At 35.4% G+C, this 15,275-nt stretch carries 10 protein-coding genes, 9 tRNA genes and 2 rRNA genes; 3 read left to right on the top strand and 18 right to left on the bottom strand.

Going from position 1 to position 15,275, the window contains the following annotated elements:
• Positions 1–3: 3 nt before the first annotated feature.
• Positions 4–1,101 carry a GerAB/ArcD/ProY family transporter gene (locus CAB05_RS20690; RefSeq protein WP_088003903.1) on the top strand — a complete coding sequence of 366 codons (1,098 nt, stop codon included), beginning with the start codon at positions 4–6 and terminating at the stop codon, positions 1,099–1,101.
• On the top strand, positions 1,098–2,231 hold the full coding sequence (locus CAB05_RS20685) for a Ger(x)C family spore germination protein (RefSeq protein WP_088003901.1): 1,134 nt from the start codon (positions 1,098–1,100) through the stop codon (positions 2,229–2,231). Before CAB05_RS20690 ends, CAB05_RS20685 begins: the two co-directional genes overlap by 4 nt.
• A gap of 210 nt (positions 2,232–2,441) precedes the next feature.
• On the opposite strand, the gene CAB05_RS20680 is transcribed toward CAB05_RS20685, so the two are convergent.
• Positions 2,442–3,059, bottom strand: coding sequence for a TetR/AcrR family transcriptional regulator (locus CAB05_RS20680; RefSeq protein ID WP_088003899.1), 618 nt, complete (start codon positions 3,057–3,059; stop codon positions 2,442–2,444).
• A gap of 124 nt (positions 3,060–3,183) precedes the next feature.
• Here CAB05_RS20680 and CAB05_RS20675 point away from each other — a divergent pair, with 124 nt between their 5' ends.
• A complete protein-coding gene (locus CAB05_RS20675) occupies positions 3,184–5,412 on the top strand; it encodes an MMPL family transporter (RefSeq protein ID WP_088003896.1) in 2,229 nt (742 codons plus the stop codon).
• Positions 5,413–5,495: 83 nt separating this feature from the next.
• Here CAB05_RS20675 and CAB05_RS20670 read toward each other — a convergent pair whose 3' ends face one another.
• The 17 genes from CAB05_RS20670 to CAB05_RS20590 form a co-directional block, all read right to left on the bottom strand.
• Positions 5,496–6,602 (bottom strand): beta-propeller fold lactonase family protein, encoded by a 1,107-nt coding sequence (locus CAB05_RS20670; protein WP_088003894.1) that lies wholly within the window; start codon positions 6,600–6,602, stop codon positions 5,496–5,498.
• Between the two features lie 385 nt (positions 6,603–6,987).
• Positions 6,988–8,790, bottom strand: coding sequence for a glutamine--fructose-6-phosphate transaminase (isomerizing) (gene glmS, locus CAB05_RS20665; protein WP_088003892.1), 1,803 nt, complete (start codon positions 8,788–8,790; stop codon positions 6,988–6,990).
• 542 nt (positions 8,791–9,332) lie between these two features.
• On the bottom strand, positions 9,333–10,676 hold the full coding sequence (glmM, locus tag CAB05_RS20660; protein WP_088003890.1) for a phosphoglucosamine mutase: 1,344 nt from the start codon (positions 10,674–10,676) through the stop codon (positions 9,333–9,335).
• A 13-nt stretch (positions 10,677–10,689) separates the two neighbouring features.
• Complete coding sequence (locus CAB05_RS20655; RefSeq protein WP_088003887.1) at positions 10,690–11,973, bottom strand: CdaR family protein; 1,284 nt, start codon at positions 11,971–11,973, stop codon at positions 10,690–10,692.
• Complete coding sequence (gene cdaA, locus CAB05_RS20650) at positions 11,966–12,784, bottom strand: diadenylate cyclase CdaA (protein ID WP_088003885.1); 819 nt, start codon at positions 12,782–12,784, stop codon at positions 11,966–11,968. Before cdaA ends, CAB05_RS20655 begins: the two co-directional genes overlap by 8 nt.
• Positions 12,785–12,977: 193 nt before the next feature.
• Positions 12,978–13,877: an arginase gene (gene rocF, locus CAB05_RS20645; RefSeq protein ID WP_088003883.1), complete on the bottom strand. Its 900-nt coding sequence runs from the start codon at positions 13,875–13,877 to the stop codon at positions 12,978–12,980.
• 232 nt (positions 13,878–14,109) lie between these two features.
• Positions 14,110–14,185 (bottom strand) — tRNA-Ala (locus CAB05_RS20640).
• Positions 14,186–14,205: 20 nt separating this feature from the next.
• Positions 14,206–14,280, bottom strand: a tRNA-Gly gene (locus tag CAB05_RS20635).
• Positions 14,281–14,294: 14 nt separating this feature from the next.
• Positions 14,295–14,367: transfer RNA gene (locus CAB05_RS20630), tRNA-Lys, on the bottom strand.
• Positions 14,368–14,414: 47 nt separating this feature from the next.
• Positions 14,415–14,489, bottom strand: a tRNA-Gln gene (locus tag CAB05_RS20625).
• An 8-nt stretch (positions 14,490–14,497) separates the two neighbouring features.
• Positions 14,498–14,582 (bottom strand) — tRNA-Tyr (locus tag CAB05_RS20620).
• 17 nt (positions 14,583–14,599) lie between these two features.
• Positions 14,600–14,675: transfer RNA gene (locus CAB05_RS20615), tRNA-Val, on the bottom strand.
• 10 nt (positions 14,676–14,685) lie between these two features.
• A tRNA-Glu gene (locus tag CAB05_RS20610) sits at positions 14,686–14,760 on the bottom strand.
• 20 nt (positions 14,761–14,780) lie between these two features.
• Positions 14,781–14,853: transfer RNA gene (locus tag CAB05_RS20605), tRNA-Thr, on the bottom strand.
• An 8-nt stretch (positions 14,854–14,861) separates the two neighbouring features.
• Positions 14,862–14,936 (bottom strand) — tRNA-Asn (locus tag CAB05_RS20600).
• 10 nt (positions 14,937–14,946) lie between these two features.
• Positions 14,947–15,062 (bottom strand): 5S ribosomal RNA (gene rrf / locus CAB05_RS20595).
• Between the two features lie 125 nt (positions 15,063–15,187).
• Positions 15,188–15,275: ribosomal RNA gene (locus CAB05_RS20590) — 23S ribosomal RNA — on the bottom strand; the annotation flags it as partial.

Below are 15,275 nucleotides of genomic sequence, written 5' to 3'. Positions count from 1 at the left end.
TGAATGATTCATTTAAAAAAGATTTCAATAAATCAACTAATCTGTCTTGTTATTCTTACCCAAGTCGGTGTTAGTGTTTTATCGATTCCTTATGCAGAATCCCGTCGAGCAGGCTACGACTCTTGGATGTCTATATTGGTTGGTGGTATATTTGCACAAATAGCTATCATTGTTATTTATCAACTAGGAAAACGATATCCTGATCAATCATTGCAACAATACATTTTCTCCATACTTGGAAAGCCGCTAGGTTCGTTAATGAATCTGTTATTCGCATTATATTGCGCTCAATCTAGTATAATGGTCGTCACATCTTATTCTGATGTACTTAATCGTTGGGTGTTATTTCAGACACCATTTTTCGTTATTGTTGGTATATCACTAATTGTTTCGGCATATGTCGCTTCTTCAACGCTACGTTCGATTGCTACAATTACACAGTCAATATTGAATATGTTTTTGATTTGTTTTGTGATTATACTTGTAAGTGGAATGGGGAAAGGTGATTGGCGACATTTTATGCCTATTGGTTCACATGGTATTGGATCAATTATAAAGGATTCAGTTCCTGCTTTTTGGGCATACGCTGGTTATGAGCTTCTTTTGTATGTTTTTCCTTTTGTAAAATGCAATAAAAAGAAAGATATTTTCATTGCCATGTCAATTGCCAATGGAGTAACAACTTTATTTTACCTACTAATAACAACTTTAGTAATGTACAATTTTAGTGAAAGTCAGTTAAATACTATAACAGAACCAATGGTTTATATTCTTCGTAAATTCAGGTGGCCAGTTGTTCAAAGCTTAGATATATTATTTATGACAATTTGGTTATCTGTCACTACAGTAACCGCTTACGTTTATTTGTTTTTGTCCGCACGTTATTTTGCTTTTGTAAGAATTAAAGAAATCCGTAAACACTCATTTTTGGTATGGATCGTAGCACTTATATGTTTTACTGTTGGAATTTGGTTCTCAGACCGTCAGTCGCTCTTCAAATTCTCGGAATATCATAATAAAGCTACTATGATTATGATTGCTCTTGTTCCAACAATTTTTCTATTAATTTCCTATGTAAGAGAAAAGGTGGCGAGAGAATGAGAAAAGCTATGATTCTTCTGTTGCTTTTGCCACTTTTATCAGGGTGTTGGGATCGATTGGAATTGCGTAAACTGAATTTAGTGGACATAGCTGGTTTTGACTTAAACGAAGAAAACGGTGAAAATGAAATCTATTATATTGTTTCCAAGCTCAAGAGTACTGGTCAAGGCTCTGGAGATGTAATTTCACAGGTAACAAAACTGAAAGAGGCGAGTTTAGTCGAATCGGTCGGTCAAGGGCAGTACACTGACCAAGCTCCTTTTTTAGGGGTTACTACAGGAACCTATTTATTAAGCGAGAGTTTCGCATCACATGATCCTGTTTCAGCACTTGACTTTTTACTCAAAACGCCCTATTCGTCAATTAATGTCCCCGTAGTCATTTTCGAAGGGGACATGGCAAAGTTTTTGGATACTGTGCCGAAAGCAAATAGTGAATTTACTACAAATCTGTACGATTTTAATAAGGCTTTAGAAAGGAATCATATTTTATCAAACATTTCAATGATGAACTTGATTCTATCCAAAGAAGAACCATTGACAGATCTTGCTATTCCATTAATGAAACAATCCGATTTGGGAGTAGAGTTAAGTGGCGTACTTTTATTTCGTCAAGGTTTGAATACAGAAACTAAACTTAACAAAGAACAAGTTCAAATGATGGTATTAATGCAAGGGACAGGCGCAGGAAATCAAAGATATACCGGAAACATACCGGAAAAAGGTAAGGAACAACCTGCTACTGATAAAAATAAGCAAAACAATTACGCATTTTCTGTCAAAAATGAACATTCAAGATTCACATTTACATCCAAATCAAACAAATTACAGAAAGTAAAAGTAAATGTCCAATTAAAAATAAATGTATTTGATCTTGGAAAATCATTTCACCAGAACAAGCCTGACTACATAAACCACATGGAAAAAGAACTAAGTAAGCATCTAAAAGATTTAGCTACTACAACAATTGAAACAATTCAAAAAGCCAATTGTGACGTTCTCGGTATCGGCATGGAATTAAAGGCACACCACCCTGATATTTGGAAATCTTTGGATTGGCGGAAAGACTATCCTCGCATGAAGATTGAACCGACTTTTGACGTTCAGATTATTAATTCGGATGTTGAATAATATTGATATCTCTCCATCCTGTTATAGAAACTTCATTTTTCAATCATTGTTGAAGTGTACAAAGAAAGAATTAATAAAAGAGGCTATGGTAAACTATGTGTTTACTTCATAGCCTCTTTATTTTTAATTTAACAAGAAAGTTTCTACCGGTATTGATTAGGTAAGGTAAGTGGTAAGATTAGCATATAATCTTTTTTTCTTTCATTAAAACTACACTTTCATACCTCTCCAAAAAAAGTTCACGATTTCATTCGCCATTTCATCTATAGAATTGATTATAGATTGATTGTTCATATCTCTAAAATTTCCTACTTTTAAAATAGCAAGGAACGCATGAGTTGCAAATTTTGAATTTCCCTGTGGAATTTCGCCTTTATTCATTGCATTTTCAATTGCATTTTCAATTACTTCATACATCTTTTCCTCAGCATAATTCATTTGAATCATTTGCTCATCTGTTAATGAAATTTTTGCATCTTTTATAAAAGTTTTAAGGTCAATATCAAAAGTGGCTCGTAGATGTATTTTGACAATTTCTAATAAATTATCTTTTAATGGTCTATCTATGGATAAGATTTTTTTAATTCGATCACTTATTCTGATCATCATTTGCACCATCGCATCGGTGAAAAGTTCAGCCTTTGTTGAGTAATAATAATAAACCGTTGCTTTAGTCACGTCACATTCTTTTGCAACATCATCCATTGAGACGAGTTGGTATCCTCTTTTTAGAAAAAGCTTTACTGCATTCTCTAATATAATTTCTTTAGTAGGCTTTTTTCGATCGCTCATATGAGGTCGCCCTAATGGTCGATTAGTTTGTCGCAAGGTACTTCTCTCCTAACTAATTAATTAGCTTAATTATAGCATATTAAAGTTCTTGATTAATTAACTTACTAGTATATATAATTAAAAAGAATGATACATACCAATTAGAAAGGTGGATCCACTAATGAAAAGACACCCATTCAATTCATGGGGAAAAATGGTTGGAGGACAAAAAACCAGATGGCTAACTATTATTCTATGGGTTTTATTAACGCTGTTTTTATCTATCTCGTTTCCATCCGTAAATGAAGTAGAAGATAATAAAGCAGACAACTTACCTAAATCCTCTATGTCACAAAAAGCTGATGAAATAATAAAAAAAGAATTTCCGAACGACTCTGGCAACCCATTATTAATTGTTTGGCATAGAGATAATGGATTAAACGATCATGATTACCAAACAGTTCAATCACTTTATAAAGAATTAAGGGCAAATACGTTAGATAAACAGAAATCTCTTCCTCCTTTTGATACATTGCCAAAACCTGCGCTGACCCAAAGTGTATCAAAAGATGGTACTACTCTCATTACACCTATTTTCTTTGATGAAAAAGCAGAAGATGAGACATTACAAAATAATTTAAAGAAGCTCAAATCAATAGTAAATCGTACTAGTGGAGAAGATCCATTTGTTTACAAACTTGATGATCCTGGGTTACATGTTCGCTTTTCAGGGCCTGTTGGTATTCAGACAGATGCTGTTAGCCTTTTCTCACAGGCTGATATTAAATTACTAATATCAACAGTATTACTTGTATTGGTATTTTTAATTCTTCTATATCGCTCACCGATCATGGCTATTGTTCCATTAATAGTTGTTGGTTTTTCTTATGGAGTCATCAGCCCATTATTAGGAATTTTAGGAGAAAAAGGAATTATTACAGTTGATTCACAGGCAGTATCAATCATGACCGTTCTTTTATTCGGTGCTGGAACAGATTATTGCTTATTCTTAATTTCTCGATACCGTGAATATCTACTTATTGAAGAAAGTAAATTTAAATCATTACAACTCGCAATAAAAGATTCAAGTGGTGCAATATCAATGAGTGCACTAACGGTTGTATTAGGTTTAGCAACATTACTACTAGCTGATTACGGTGCATTTCATCGTTTCGCTATTCCATTTAGTTTGGCAGTTTTTATCATGGGCATTGCATCCATTACTCTTCTTCCTGCTATCCTTGTTATTTTAGGAAGAATCTCATTTTTTCCATTTATACCAAGAACTACAGAAATGGAAATTAAACGTGCAAATAAAAAAGGCCAACCTCTGAAAACTAAAAAATCGAAAGTAACCCTTAACCAAAAGATTGGGACATTAGTTACACGTAAACCATGGAAAGTCATACTTGTTTCAGTCGTTCTTTTAGGTGGGTTAACTTTCTTTGTACCAAAAATTCAGTATACCTATGATTTGTTAGCATCTTTCCCTAAAGACATGCCATCACGTGAAGGTTTTGAACTAATTTCCGATCACTATTCATCTGGTTTATTAGCACCTGTGAAAATTGTAGTTGATACAGAAAATAAAAGTATTCCTTTGAAAAAAGAGCTCGAAAAACTTTCCTTTATTAAGAATGTATCTGATCCTCAAGTAGGTAAAAATAAGCAAAACCTACAACTATATGAGGTTTCTTTAACAGATAATCCTTATTCAAATAAGGGCATGGAGCGCATACCTCAACTTGAAATACAATTAAAAAGCATGCTAACTAAATACAATATTTCTAGTCAAAATTATTGGCTAGGTGGAGAAACCATCACAAATTTAGATACAAAAAATACAACTGAAAGAGATCAAAAAGTGATTATCCCAGTAATGATTGGACTCATTTCATTACTATTGCTATTCTATTTACGTTCTATAACGGCGATGGTTTATCTAGTCCTAACGGTAATTTTATCGTATTTCTCTGCATTAGGTGCAGGTTGGCTTATCCTACATTACGGCTTAAATGTACCAGCAATCCAAGGATCAATTCCTTTATATTCATTTGTATTTTTAGTTGCCTTAGGCGAAGATTATAATATATTTATGGTATCTGAAATATGGAAAAATAAAAAAGAACAAAACCATATCGACGCGATTGCTAACGGGGTTTCCAAGACTGGTTCTGTCATATCATCTGCTGGACTAATATTAGCTGGAACGTTCTTGGTACTTGCTACATTGCCAATACAGGTTTTAGTACAGTTTGGAATCGTTACTTGCGTGGGTGTATTAATAGATACATTTATTGTGCGTCCGCTACTAGTACCTGCAATTACGACAGTATTAGGAAGATTTGCTTTTTGGCCTGGGGAACTTTGGAAGAAAAAAGAGGATAGTCAGGTTGTTGAAAAAATCTAATTTCGTTTAATCGTAAACAATAAAGAAAAGAGGCTATAGTAAACATTAATTTACTAATAACCTCTTTTCTTTATTGATGTCTTTTAAGGATTCACTCCTACACCAACTGGAGCAGTCCCAACTGCAACTGTAGCAATTACGGTATTCAATAATCCTTCTATCACAGAAACATTATTGCTGACAAGATTTGCTACATAAATTCGATTGGTTAATGGATTGACCCCTACACCAACTGGATTAGTCCCGACAGGAATAGTAGCAATAACTGTATTGTCTGCACCATTAATCACGGAAACGTCGGCACTGCCCTCATTAGCTACATAAATAAGGTTGGTAGATGTATTAACTCCCACTTCCCGTGAACCAGCTCCAACAGGAACGGTAGCAATCACGACATTCGTGAAACCATCTATCACGGAAACAGTATTGTCGCCAGCATTTGCTACATAAATTCGATTGGTTAATGGATTAACATCTATTCCACGTGGACTAAGCCCGACAGGAATGGTAGTAATCACGGTATTCGTTAATCCATCTATCACAGAAACATCATTGCTGAGAAAATTTACTACATAAATTCGATTGGTTAATGGATTAATCCCTACTGCTTCAGGAGTATTACCAACAAGTATGGTAGTAATCACGGTATTCGTTGCTCCACTAATTACGGAAACGTCGTTGCTGCCAGAATTTGCTACATAAATAAGGTTGGTAGATGTATTAACTCCAACTCCGAATGGAGCAATCCCAACCGCAACCGTAGTAATCACGGTATTCGTTAATCCATCTATCACAGAAACATCATTACTACTAAAATTTGCTACATAAATTCGATCGGTTAATGGATTGACCCCTACTCCACGTGGACTAGTCCCGACAGGAATGGTAGTAATCACGGTATTTGTGAAACCATCTATCACGGAAACAGTATTGTCGCCAGCATTCGATACATAAATTTGATTGATAGCTGTAGTTCCTGTTGCTCCTGTTGCTCCTGTTGCTCCTGTTGCTCCTGTTGCTCCTGTTGCTCCTGTTGCTCCTGTTACTCCTGTTGCTCCAGCTGTTCCAGTTGCTCCGGCTGCTCCAGTTTTCCCTCTCTTTCCTCTTTCTCCTTCTTCTCCTTCTTTACCTCTTTGCCCTCTTGGTCCCGTTGGCCCTGTAGGCCCTGTAGGTCCTATATATCTAGACATTCAAAAATGCACCTCAATTTGTTGTTAATTAAAATATATTCCAATATATGAAAGGTATTAGAATCAGCTTGTGTTTGTCCCCAAAACTTAATAGGTGTATTTTAATATGTTGATGATCAGAGAAGAGATTACTTAAAAATTCAATTATCCTGCCAAATAGTTGAATAAGGAATTTCCATTAATATAAGAAAAAAGGCTAGTGCAATTAATAATTTACACATAGCCTCTTTTATATAATTAAGCTTTAATTGGTTTTCTAATTACTACACGCTCATCAATTTCACTTACATGAAAATCTTCTTTAGTGGGAATATTTTCATTATCGAAATTCATCATTGAATCCAACTCCCATATTGGTTTTTTATTGAACATTTATCAAAATATATTATTCAACTGTTACAGATTTCGCTAAGTTACGTGGTTTATCAACGTCACAACCACGGTGTAATGCTGCATAGTAAGAAATTAATTGTAATGGTAGTACAGATAAGATTGGTGATAATTCTTCTTGTACTTTTGGTAGTACGAAGCGATCACCTTCCATTTCTAAACCTTCCATTGAGATGATACATGGGTTTGCTCCACGAGCTACAACCTCTTTTACGTTTCCACGGATGTTTAGGTTTACTGACTCTTGAGTCGCTAATGCTACTACTGGCGTACCTTCTTCAATTAAAGCAATTGTTCCGTGTTTTAGTTCTCCACCAGCAAATCCTTCTGCTTGGATGTAAGAAATTTCTTTTAATTTTAGAGCACCTTCTAAACATACGAAGTAGTCAACGTTACGGCCGATGAAGAATGCATTACGAGTAGTTGCTAAGAATTCCGAAGCAATTTTCTCCATTTCTTCTTTTTGACCACAAATAGATTCCATCGCATTTGCTACGATACCTAATTCTTTTACTAGGTTAAAGTTAACAACTTTACCTTTAGCTTTTGCTAAGTCATTTGCTACGATTGCTAACACTGCTAATTGTGCTGTGTAAGCTTTTGTTGATGCTACAGCGATTTCTGGACCTGCATGTAATGGAAGAGTATAGTTAGCTTCACGAGATAATGTAGATCCTGGAACATTTGTAATCGTAATTGCTTTATAGCCTAATTTGTTTGTTTGTACTAATACCGCTCTGCTATCTGCTGTTTCACCACTTTGTGAAATGTAGATAAATAATGGTTTTTCTGATAGTAATGGCATGTTGTAAGAGAACTCACTAGCAACGTGAACTTCTACAGGAACACCAGCCATTTTTTCAATGAATTGTTTACCTACTAAACCAGCATGGTAACTAGTTCCACAAGCTACGATATATAATCTATCAGCTTCTGCTAAAGCTGCTTTAATTTCGCTATCAATTTCAAGCTCGCCATTTTCGTTTTGATACTTTTGAATGATGTTACGGATTACTAATGGTTGCTCATCAGTTTCTTTTAACATGAAATGAGGATATGTTCCTTTTTCAATGTCACTAGCATCAATTTCAGCTGTATATGGAGCACGCTCAATTTTATTTCCGTTTAAGTCCATTAATTGAACTTCATCTTTTGATACTAAAATTACCTCTTTATCATGTAACTCGATAAATTGATCAGTAATTTGTAACATTGCCATTGCATCTGAAGCAATAACATTAAATTCTTCACCAACACCTACAAGAAGTGGGCTTTTATTTTTTGCAACATAAATTACATCTTCATTTTGTTTATCTAATAGTGCAATTGCATAAGAACCTTTTAAAAGTTTTAGTGTTGCCGTAAATGCTTCTAAAACTGTTAAACCTTTTTTAATATGAAGCTCTACTAACTGTACGATAACCTCTGTATCAGTATCGCTAGTAAAGTTAAAGTCATTTAAATAATCGTTTTTTAACTGTACATCGTTTTCAATAACACCATTATGAACAAGTGTAAAACGTTCAGTAGAACTTTGGTGAGGATGCGCATTACGTTTACTTGGAGCTCCGTGTGTAGCCCATCTAGTATGTCCGATTCCAACATGCCCGTCTGCCTTTGCTGGAATAGCTTCACGTAAAATTGCAATTCTACCTTTTTCTTTAAAAACTTCTACACCATTATCTGTTAAAAGAGAAATCCCAGCAGAATCGTATCCACGATACTCTAATTTCTCTAAACCTTTTAACAAAATTTCCTTAGCATTATCATTTCCAATATATCCAACGATTCCACACATAATATCTATTGCTTAGTAAGTCCTCAACAAGACGTACAAAAAGTTGTCTAGGAATGGAATGCTGTTTCCCTAACCGTTTATTATTTAATTTTTCGATTCCCTCGTCATGTTTAATAGCGGTAGAGGACTTACAAGCAATATCCACCTACCTTTCGTATTATCGCAATTAGCGAGTTCATTTTTTATTATTTTTAAACGGTGTATCAGATTATTTACTTTTGTCCACTCGGTCACCCGAATGTTTTACATAAATAATTGCGGTTGTGATACATCAACCGGGAGTCATCCGCCGAAACTTCGATAAAACTCCACCTCGTCAACTACACATTTTCGTCCTGTATAGTTCTGGCGCTTTGTTTAAACCTTTATTAATTCATATCCTCCTCTCATGTTAGGAAAACAATAAAACAACTATACTATAATTCAAAAGTCATGGTCAACAAAAATCTTTTTGGAAGTTTTGAAAGTATAGTCGCTTATATAACAAAAATATGCATAGACGGACACATTAGTGCTCATCTATGCATATAAAATTTAATTTATTATTCGCCTACTTCTTCTTGTACAACAGCTACAATTCTTTCAACAAATAACTTACATTCTTCTGCTGAAGGAGCTTCTGCCATTACACGAATTAATGGCTCTGTACCTGAAGGACGCACTAAAATACGACCATTACCATTCATTTCAGCTTCAACTTCTTCAATTGTTGCTTTAATTCGTTCATTGTTTAAAGCTTCGTTTTTATCTGTAACACGCACATTGATCAATAATTGTGGATATTTTTTCATTTCTCCAGCTAATTGTGATAATGTTTTTCCAGTTTCCTTCATGATGTTTACAAGCTGAATAGCACTTAACATGCCATCACCAGTCGTAATATAGTCTAAGAAAATGATATGACCTGATTGTTCTCCACCTAGGTTAAATCCATTCTTTCTCATTTCTTCCATCACATAACGGTCACCTACACCAGTTACAGCACTTTTCATTCCATTCGTTTCTACAGCTTTATAAAAACCTAAGTTACTCATTACTGTCGATACAACAGTATTTTGCTTTAAGCGTCCTTTTTCATTTAAATGCTTAGCACAAATATACATGATTTGGTCACCATCAACGATATCACCATTCTCATCAATTGCAATTAAACGATCTCCATCGCCATCGAATGATAAACCTACATCGGCACCTTTTTCTTTTACTAATGCTGCAAGCGCTTCTGGATGAGTCGAACCTACACCATCATTTATATTAAATCCATTTGGATTTGTTCCCATTGTTACGATATCTGCTTCTAAGTCCGCAAAGATATAAGGTGCTAATGAAGACGTAGCTCCGTGAGCACAATCAAGAGCAACTAATAAACCAGAGAAATCCTCATCAATTGAATTTTTAAGGAATTGTAAGTACTTTTGACCACCTTCAAAGTAATCGCTAACTTGGCTAAGGTCACTGCCTGTTGGTCTCGGTAACTGATCTACTTCAGCATCCATCAGTTCTTCAATTTCATCTTCTTGCTCATCTAATAATTTAAATCCATCAGGACCGAAAAACTTAATTCCATTATCCTCTACTGGATTGTGGGAAGCTGAAATCATAACTCCAGCTTGTGCACCTAATGCTTTTGTTAAATATGCAACACCAGGAGTCGAAATAACACCTAAACGCATTACTTCTGCACCGATTGATAGCAAACCTGCAACCAATGCTCCTTCTAACATATGTCCTGATACACGTGTATCACGACCTACTAAAATTTTTGGTTTCACATTATTTTTTGTTAATACATATCCACCGCAACGTCCAATTTTATATGCTAATTCTGGAGTTAGCTCCTTATTTGCTACCCCTCTTACACCATCAGTTCCAAAATATTTACCCATTATGATTCTCCTTCTAATTCGATGATTGTCCTACTATTTCTGTATCCTTATCAGATTCGGCCGTATTCTTATCCGTCATTTCAACGGTCACAGTATCGTAATTTAATCGATAAATAACACCTTTTGGCGCACTAATCGATAGTGTTACTTCATGTGTACCCGCTTCTAAACCACTTACTTTTGCAGTGATAATAATATCTTTCGGATCTATTGCATTCAAATCTTCTTCAAATCCCCTTGCAGAGACTGTTACCTTACCTGAAGATGGTTTCAAAATTTTATATGTAAAATTGTCATTTTCTCCAGTAAATTGAATTGGTATATCACTAAATTTTTGTTCTGTTTCTTCTGCTAATTCAACTACAACCTCTACTGTACTTGGATCAACTTTAAAAGCACCATCTGGTGTCGGAACGGTAATTTCGTATGTACCACTTTTATCAAATGATGATAAATCAACAGGCACCTGAATCGGTCCACTAAAATTATTTAACCAATCTTCAGATGCATAAACCTTAACTTCATCAGTATTAGTTATCATACTTTTTAATTTTAAACCATCCTGTAAAGTACCATTTTCGATAATCTCAATTGGAAAATAAGCACTTTGTGAAACAATTGGGACAGTTACTTCAACATTCTTTGGGACACTACTGATTGTTAATTGTGTACCCTTTTTATTATATAGTTTCACAGGAAGTACCTGACTAAACGTTTGATTTGCGTCTGATACGTCTATATCTACTCTTGCGTATGAAACTTGGGCTACTTCCTCAGCAGATCCCACTATCTTTATTTCATTTGGTTTAATAATGGCGTCCTCTGCTTTATAGCCATGCTTAATTTTGTTTTCGTTTAAATAAACAGCTTTTATTGAGACTACTTTTTCTACTTTTTCTTTGATCGTAACTGTAACAGTCCTTGGTTTAATGGTTGCTTTAATCTTTTCTGATAAATTGCGCACTTTTAAAGGTACTTCATATGTTCCTAATGCATAAGAAGTGAGATCAATGTAGACTTCAAAATCTCTTTTCATTTCAGCTGTTTTAACAATACTATTTGGACCATCTAACTGTACTGAAACAGTTTTTGGAATTCCATTTACGATTAGATTTTCCTGATCATAGATCGGTGTTACAGGAATATCTCTAAGTAGCTCTTTTTTATTCATCATTGGTAGATCAATAATATTGGAACTACTCGATTGTGGAACTAAATTAACAGACATAAAAAGTAATAAAGTAACTAATAATGCGATTCCTCTTAAAATCCAACGGTTATCCATAAAATTATCCATTACGTTTTACCTTCCAATTCCATTTTGATGTAGTGGACTCTTCTGGTGATTTTAGTTCCGTATTCAATAAATTAACTAGTTCATCTTTTGATAATTCTCTATATAAGTTCCCATTTCTAGCAACCGAAACAGCCCCTGTCTCTTCGGAAACGACAATGGTAATACTGTCTGTTACTTCACTAATACCAACTGCTGCTCTATGTCTTGTACCTAGCTCTTTAGAAATGAATGCACTTTCTGAAAGGGGTAGGTAACATGCTGCTGCAGTAATTTTTTCACCTTGAATAATAACTGCGCCATCATGTAATGGTGTATTTGGAATAAAAATATTTATGAGTAGTTCCGATGATAGATTAGCATTCAGTGGGATACCCGATTCAATATAATCCCCCATACCCGTTTGTCTTTCAAACGATATAAGAGCACCTATTCTTCGTTTTGCCATGTATTCTGTAGCTTTTGCAATGCTTTCCACTATGTCGGTTCTATCATTCGCACCACCAGGAGATGTTCTTGAGAAAAAGCGACCTCTACCAAGTTGTTCTAATGCTCTTCTCAGCTCTGGTTGGAAAATAATGATCACAGCTAAGAATCCCCATGTTAGTGCTTGATCCATTAAAAATTGCAATGTATGTAAGCCAAATAAGCTACTTAATACTTTTACAACGATTATGATTGTAACACCTTTTAATAATTGAACAGCCTTTGTTCCTTGTATAATGATAATTAGTCGATAAATAACAAACCAAACTAATAATATATCTAATCCATTTTGTAAGTATTGTAAGAAATTTATATGTAAAGAAGGCACCTTTTACCCTCCTAATTATTAATATTAAAACCCGTATCTTCAGTATTATACCATATTTTCGTTATACACAAAATTTGAGAATTATTAACTATCTTAACAATTATTTGAATATATGATATTTCTATGAAATATAAATGAAAAAAAGCTAGCACATCATACTAGCTTTTACAGTTATAACATATAATTCTTTGTTTTATAATAATTTTTCTCCAAGTAATGATCCAATTAAAGCCACAGCCACGATTGCTGTTTTATTTTTTTCATCTAAGATTGGATTAACTTCTACAAATTCAATTGATGTAATGATATCTGCTTCAGATAACATTTCCATTGCTAAATGACCTTCTCTGTAAGTGATACCACCAGAAACAGGCGTACCAACACCAGGTACATGGATCGGATCTAAACCATCAAGGTCTAATGATAAATGTACACCGTCACAGTCTTTTAAGTGATCAATTGTTTCTTCCATCACTTTTGTCATACCTAATTTATCAACTTCATGCATTGTATAAACTTTAATGCCTAATTCTTTAATTATTGCTCTTTCACCTTCGTCAAGATCACGAGCTCCTATTATGATTACATTCTCTGGTTTTACTTTAGGGAAGTAACCACCAATCTTCGTTAATAAATCATGTCCATGACCTAATGACACAGCTAGTGACATACCATGGATATTTCCAGATGGTGAAGTTTCTGCTGTATTTAAATCTCCATGAGCATCAAACCAAATTAAACCTAGATTATTATAGTGCTTTGAAACACCTGCTAATGTACCAATAGCTATACTGTGGTCTCCACCAAGCACTAGAGGCATTCTGTTACTTTTAATGACTTCATCAACTTCAACTGCAAGCTTCTCACAAGTATCTTTTACTGATTTTAAGTTTTTTAAATTATGTTCAGTGTGATCTTCTTTTACTAATGTACGATCTACTAAAATATCCCCTAAATCTTCAACACTATATGAAAGATTTTCAATGCGTTCATGAAGCTGTGCATATCTAATTGCACTTGGTCCCATATCTACTCCACGTCTTGTTTGCCCTAAATCTAATGGTACTCCAATGATCGAAATTTCTTTTTTCATGTTATTTCCCCCTATGTCAATTACGTAAGAAAACGCTTACTTTTTTTTTAAAATAAAGAACCCTTAATTAGATTCTTAAAGTTATTAATTATATTAATAGTTTAAATCTTTTGAAACGAATGGGTCAACTCAACATTTTTTTGTATACATATGCATTTATCATCTCTATATTTTATGTTTTTAGACAACAAAAAACCTTAGTCAAAAGACTAAGGTTACACTTTATGTATATTGGTGGAGCCTAGCGGGATCGAACCGCTGACCTCCTGCGTGCAAGGCAGGCGCTCTCCCAGCTGAGCTAAGGCCCCGATATATATTTATACAGAAATGGAGCGGAAGACGGGGCTCGAACCCGCGACCCCAACCTTGGCAAGGTTGTATTCTACCACTGAACTACTTCCGCATATAAAAAAAAAGTGAGCCATGAAGGATTCGAACCTTCGACCCTCTGATTAAAAGTCAGATGCTCTACCTACTGAGCTAATGGCTCGTAATAAATATTACGATCAATTTGAATGAAATTGTGTAATTAAAAAATGGCTGGGCTACCTGGATTCGAACCAGGGCATGACGGAATCAAAATCCGTTGCCTTACCGCTTGGCTATAGCCCAACAATAAATGGTGGAGGGGGACGGATTCGAACCGCCGAACCCACAGGGAGCGGATTTACAGTCCGCCGCGTTTAGCCACTTCGCTACCCCTCCGGTATTATTAAATTAAATGGTGGAGGATGACGGGCTCGAACCGCCGACCCCCTGCTTGTAAGGCAGGTGCTCTCCCAGCTGAGCTAATCCTCCATAATATAAATGGTGACCCGTACGGGATTCGAACCCGTGTTACCGCCGTGAAAGGGCGGTGTCTTAACCGCTTGACCAACGGGCCATATTTGTAAGTGTTTTCCAAGCTTCCAACCGGGCTCGAACCGGTGACCTCTTCCTTACCATGGAAGTACTCTGCCTGCTGAGCTATGGAAGCATAAAAAATGGCTCCGCAGGTAGGGTTCGAACCTACGACCACTCGGTTAACAGCCGAGTGCTCTACCACTGAGCTACTGCGGAATGGTATTGAACCAAGCGACGTTCTACTCTCACAGGGGGAAACCCCCAACTACCATCGACGCTGAAGAGCTTAACTGCCGTGTTCGGTATGGGAACGGGTGTGACCTCTTCGCTATCATCACTTGATTCAGTTAATTGTGACATTGATTATTATAACAAAATATCAATCAAAGTCAACATTTTTTGAAGATTTTTTTGGAAGTTCTTCCATTTTATACCTTCAAAACTAGATAATGTCATTATCAAACTTGTTAGTTAAGTCCTCGACCGATTAGTATCAGTCAGCTCCACGTGTCACCACGCTTCCACCTCTGACCTATCAACCTGATCATCTCTCAG

Origin of the sequence: Gottfriedia solisilvae (assembly GCF_002128405.1) — a bacterium.
Taxonomy (GTDB): Bacteria; Bacillota; Bacilli; order Bacillales; family Bacillaceae_G; genus Gottfriedia; species Gottfriedia solisilvae.
Note: the sequence above shows the minus strand (reverse complement) of the source record. Positions and strands in the feature narration are given on the sequence as shown.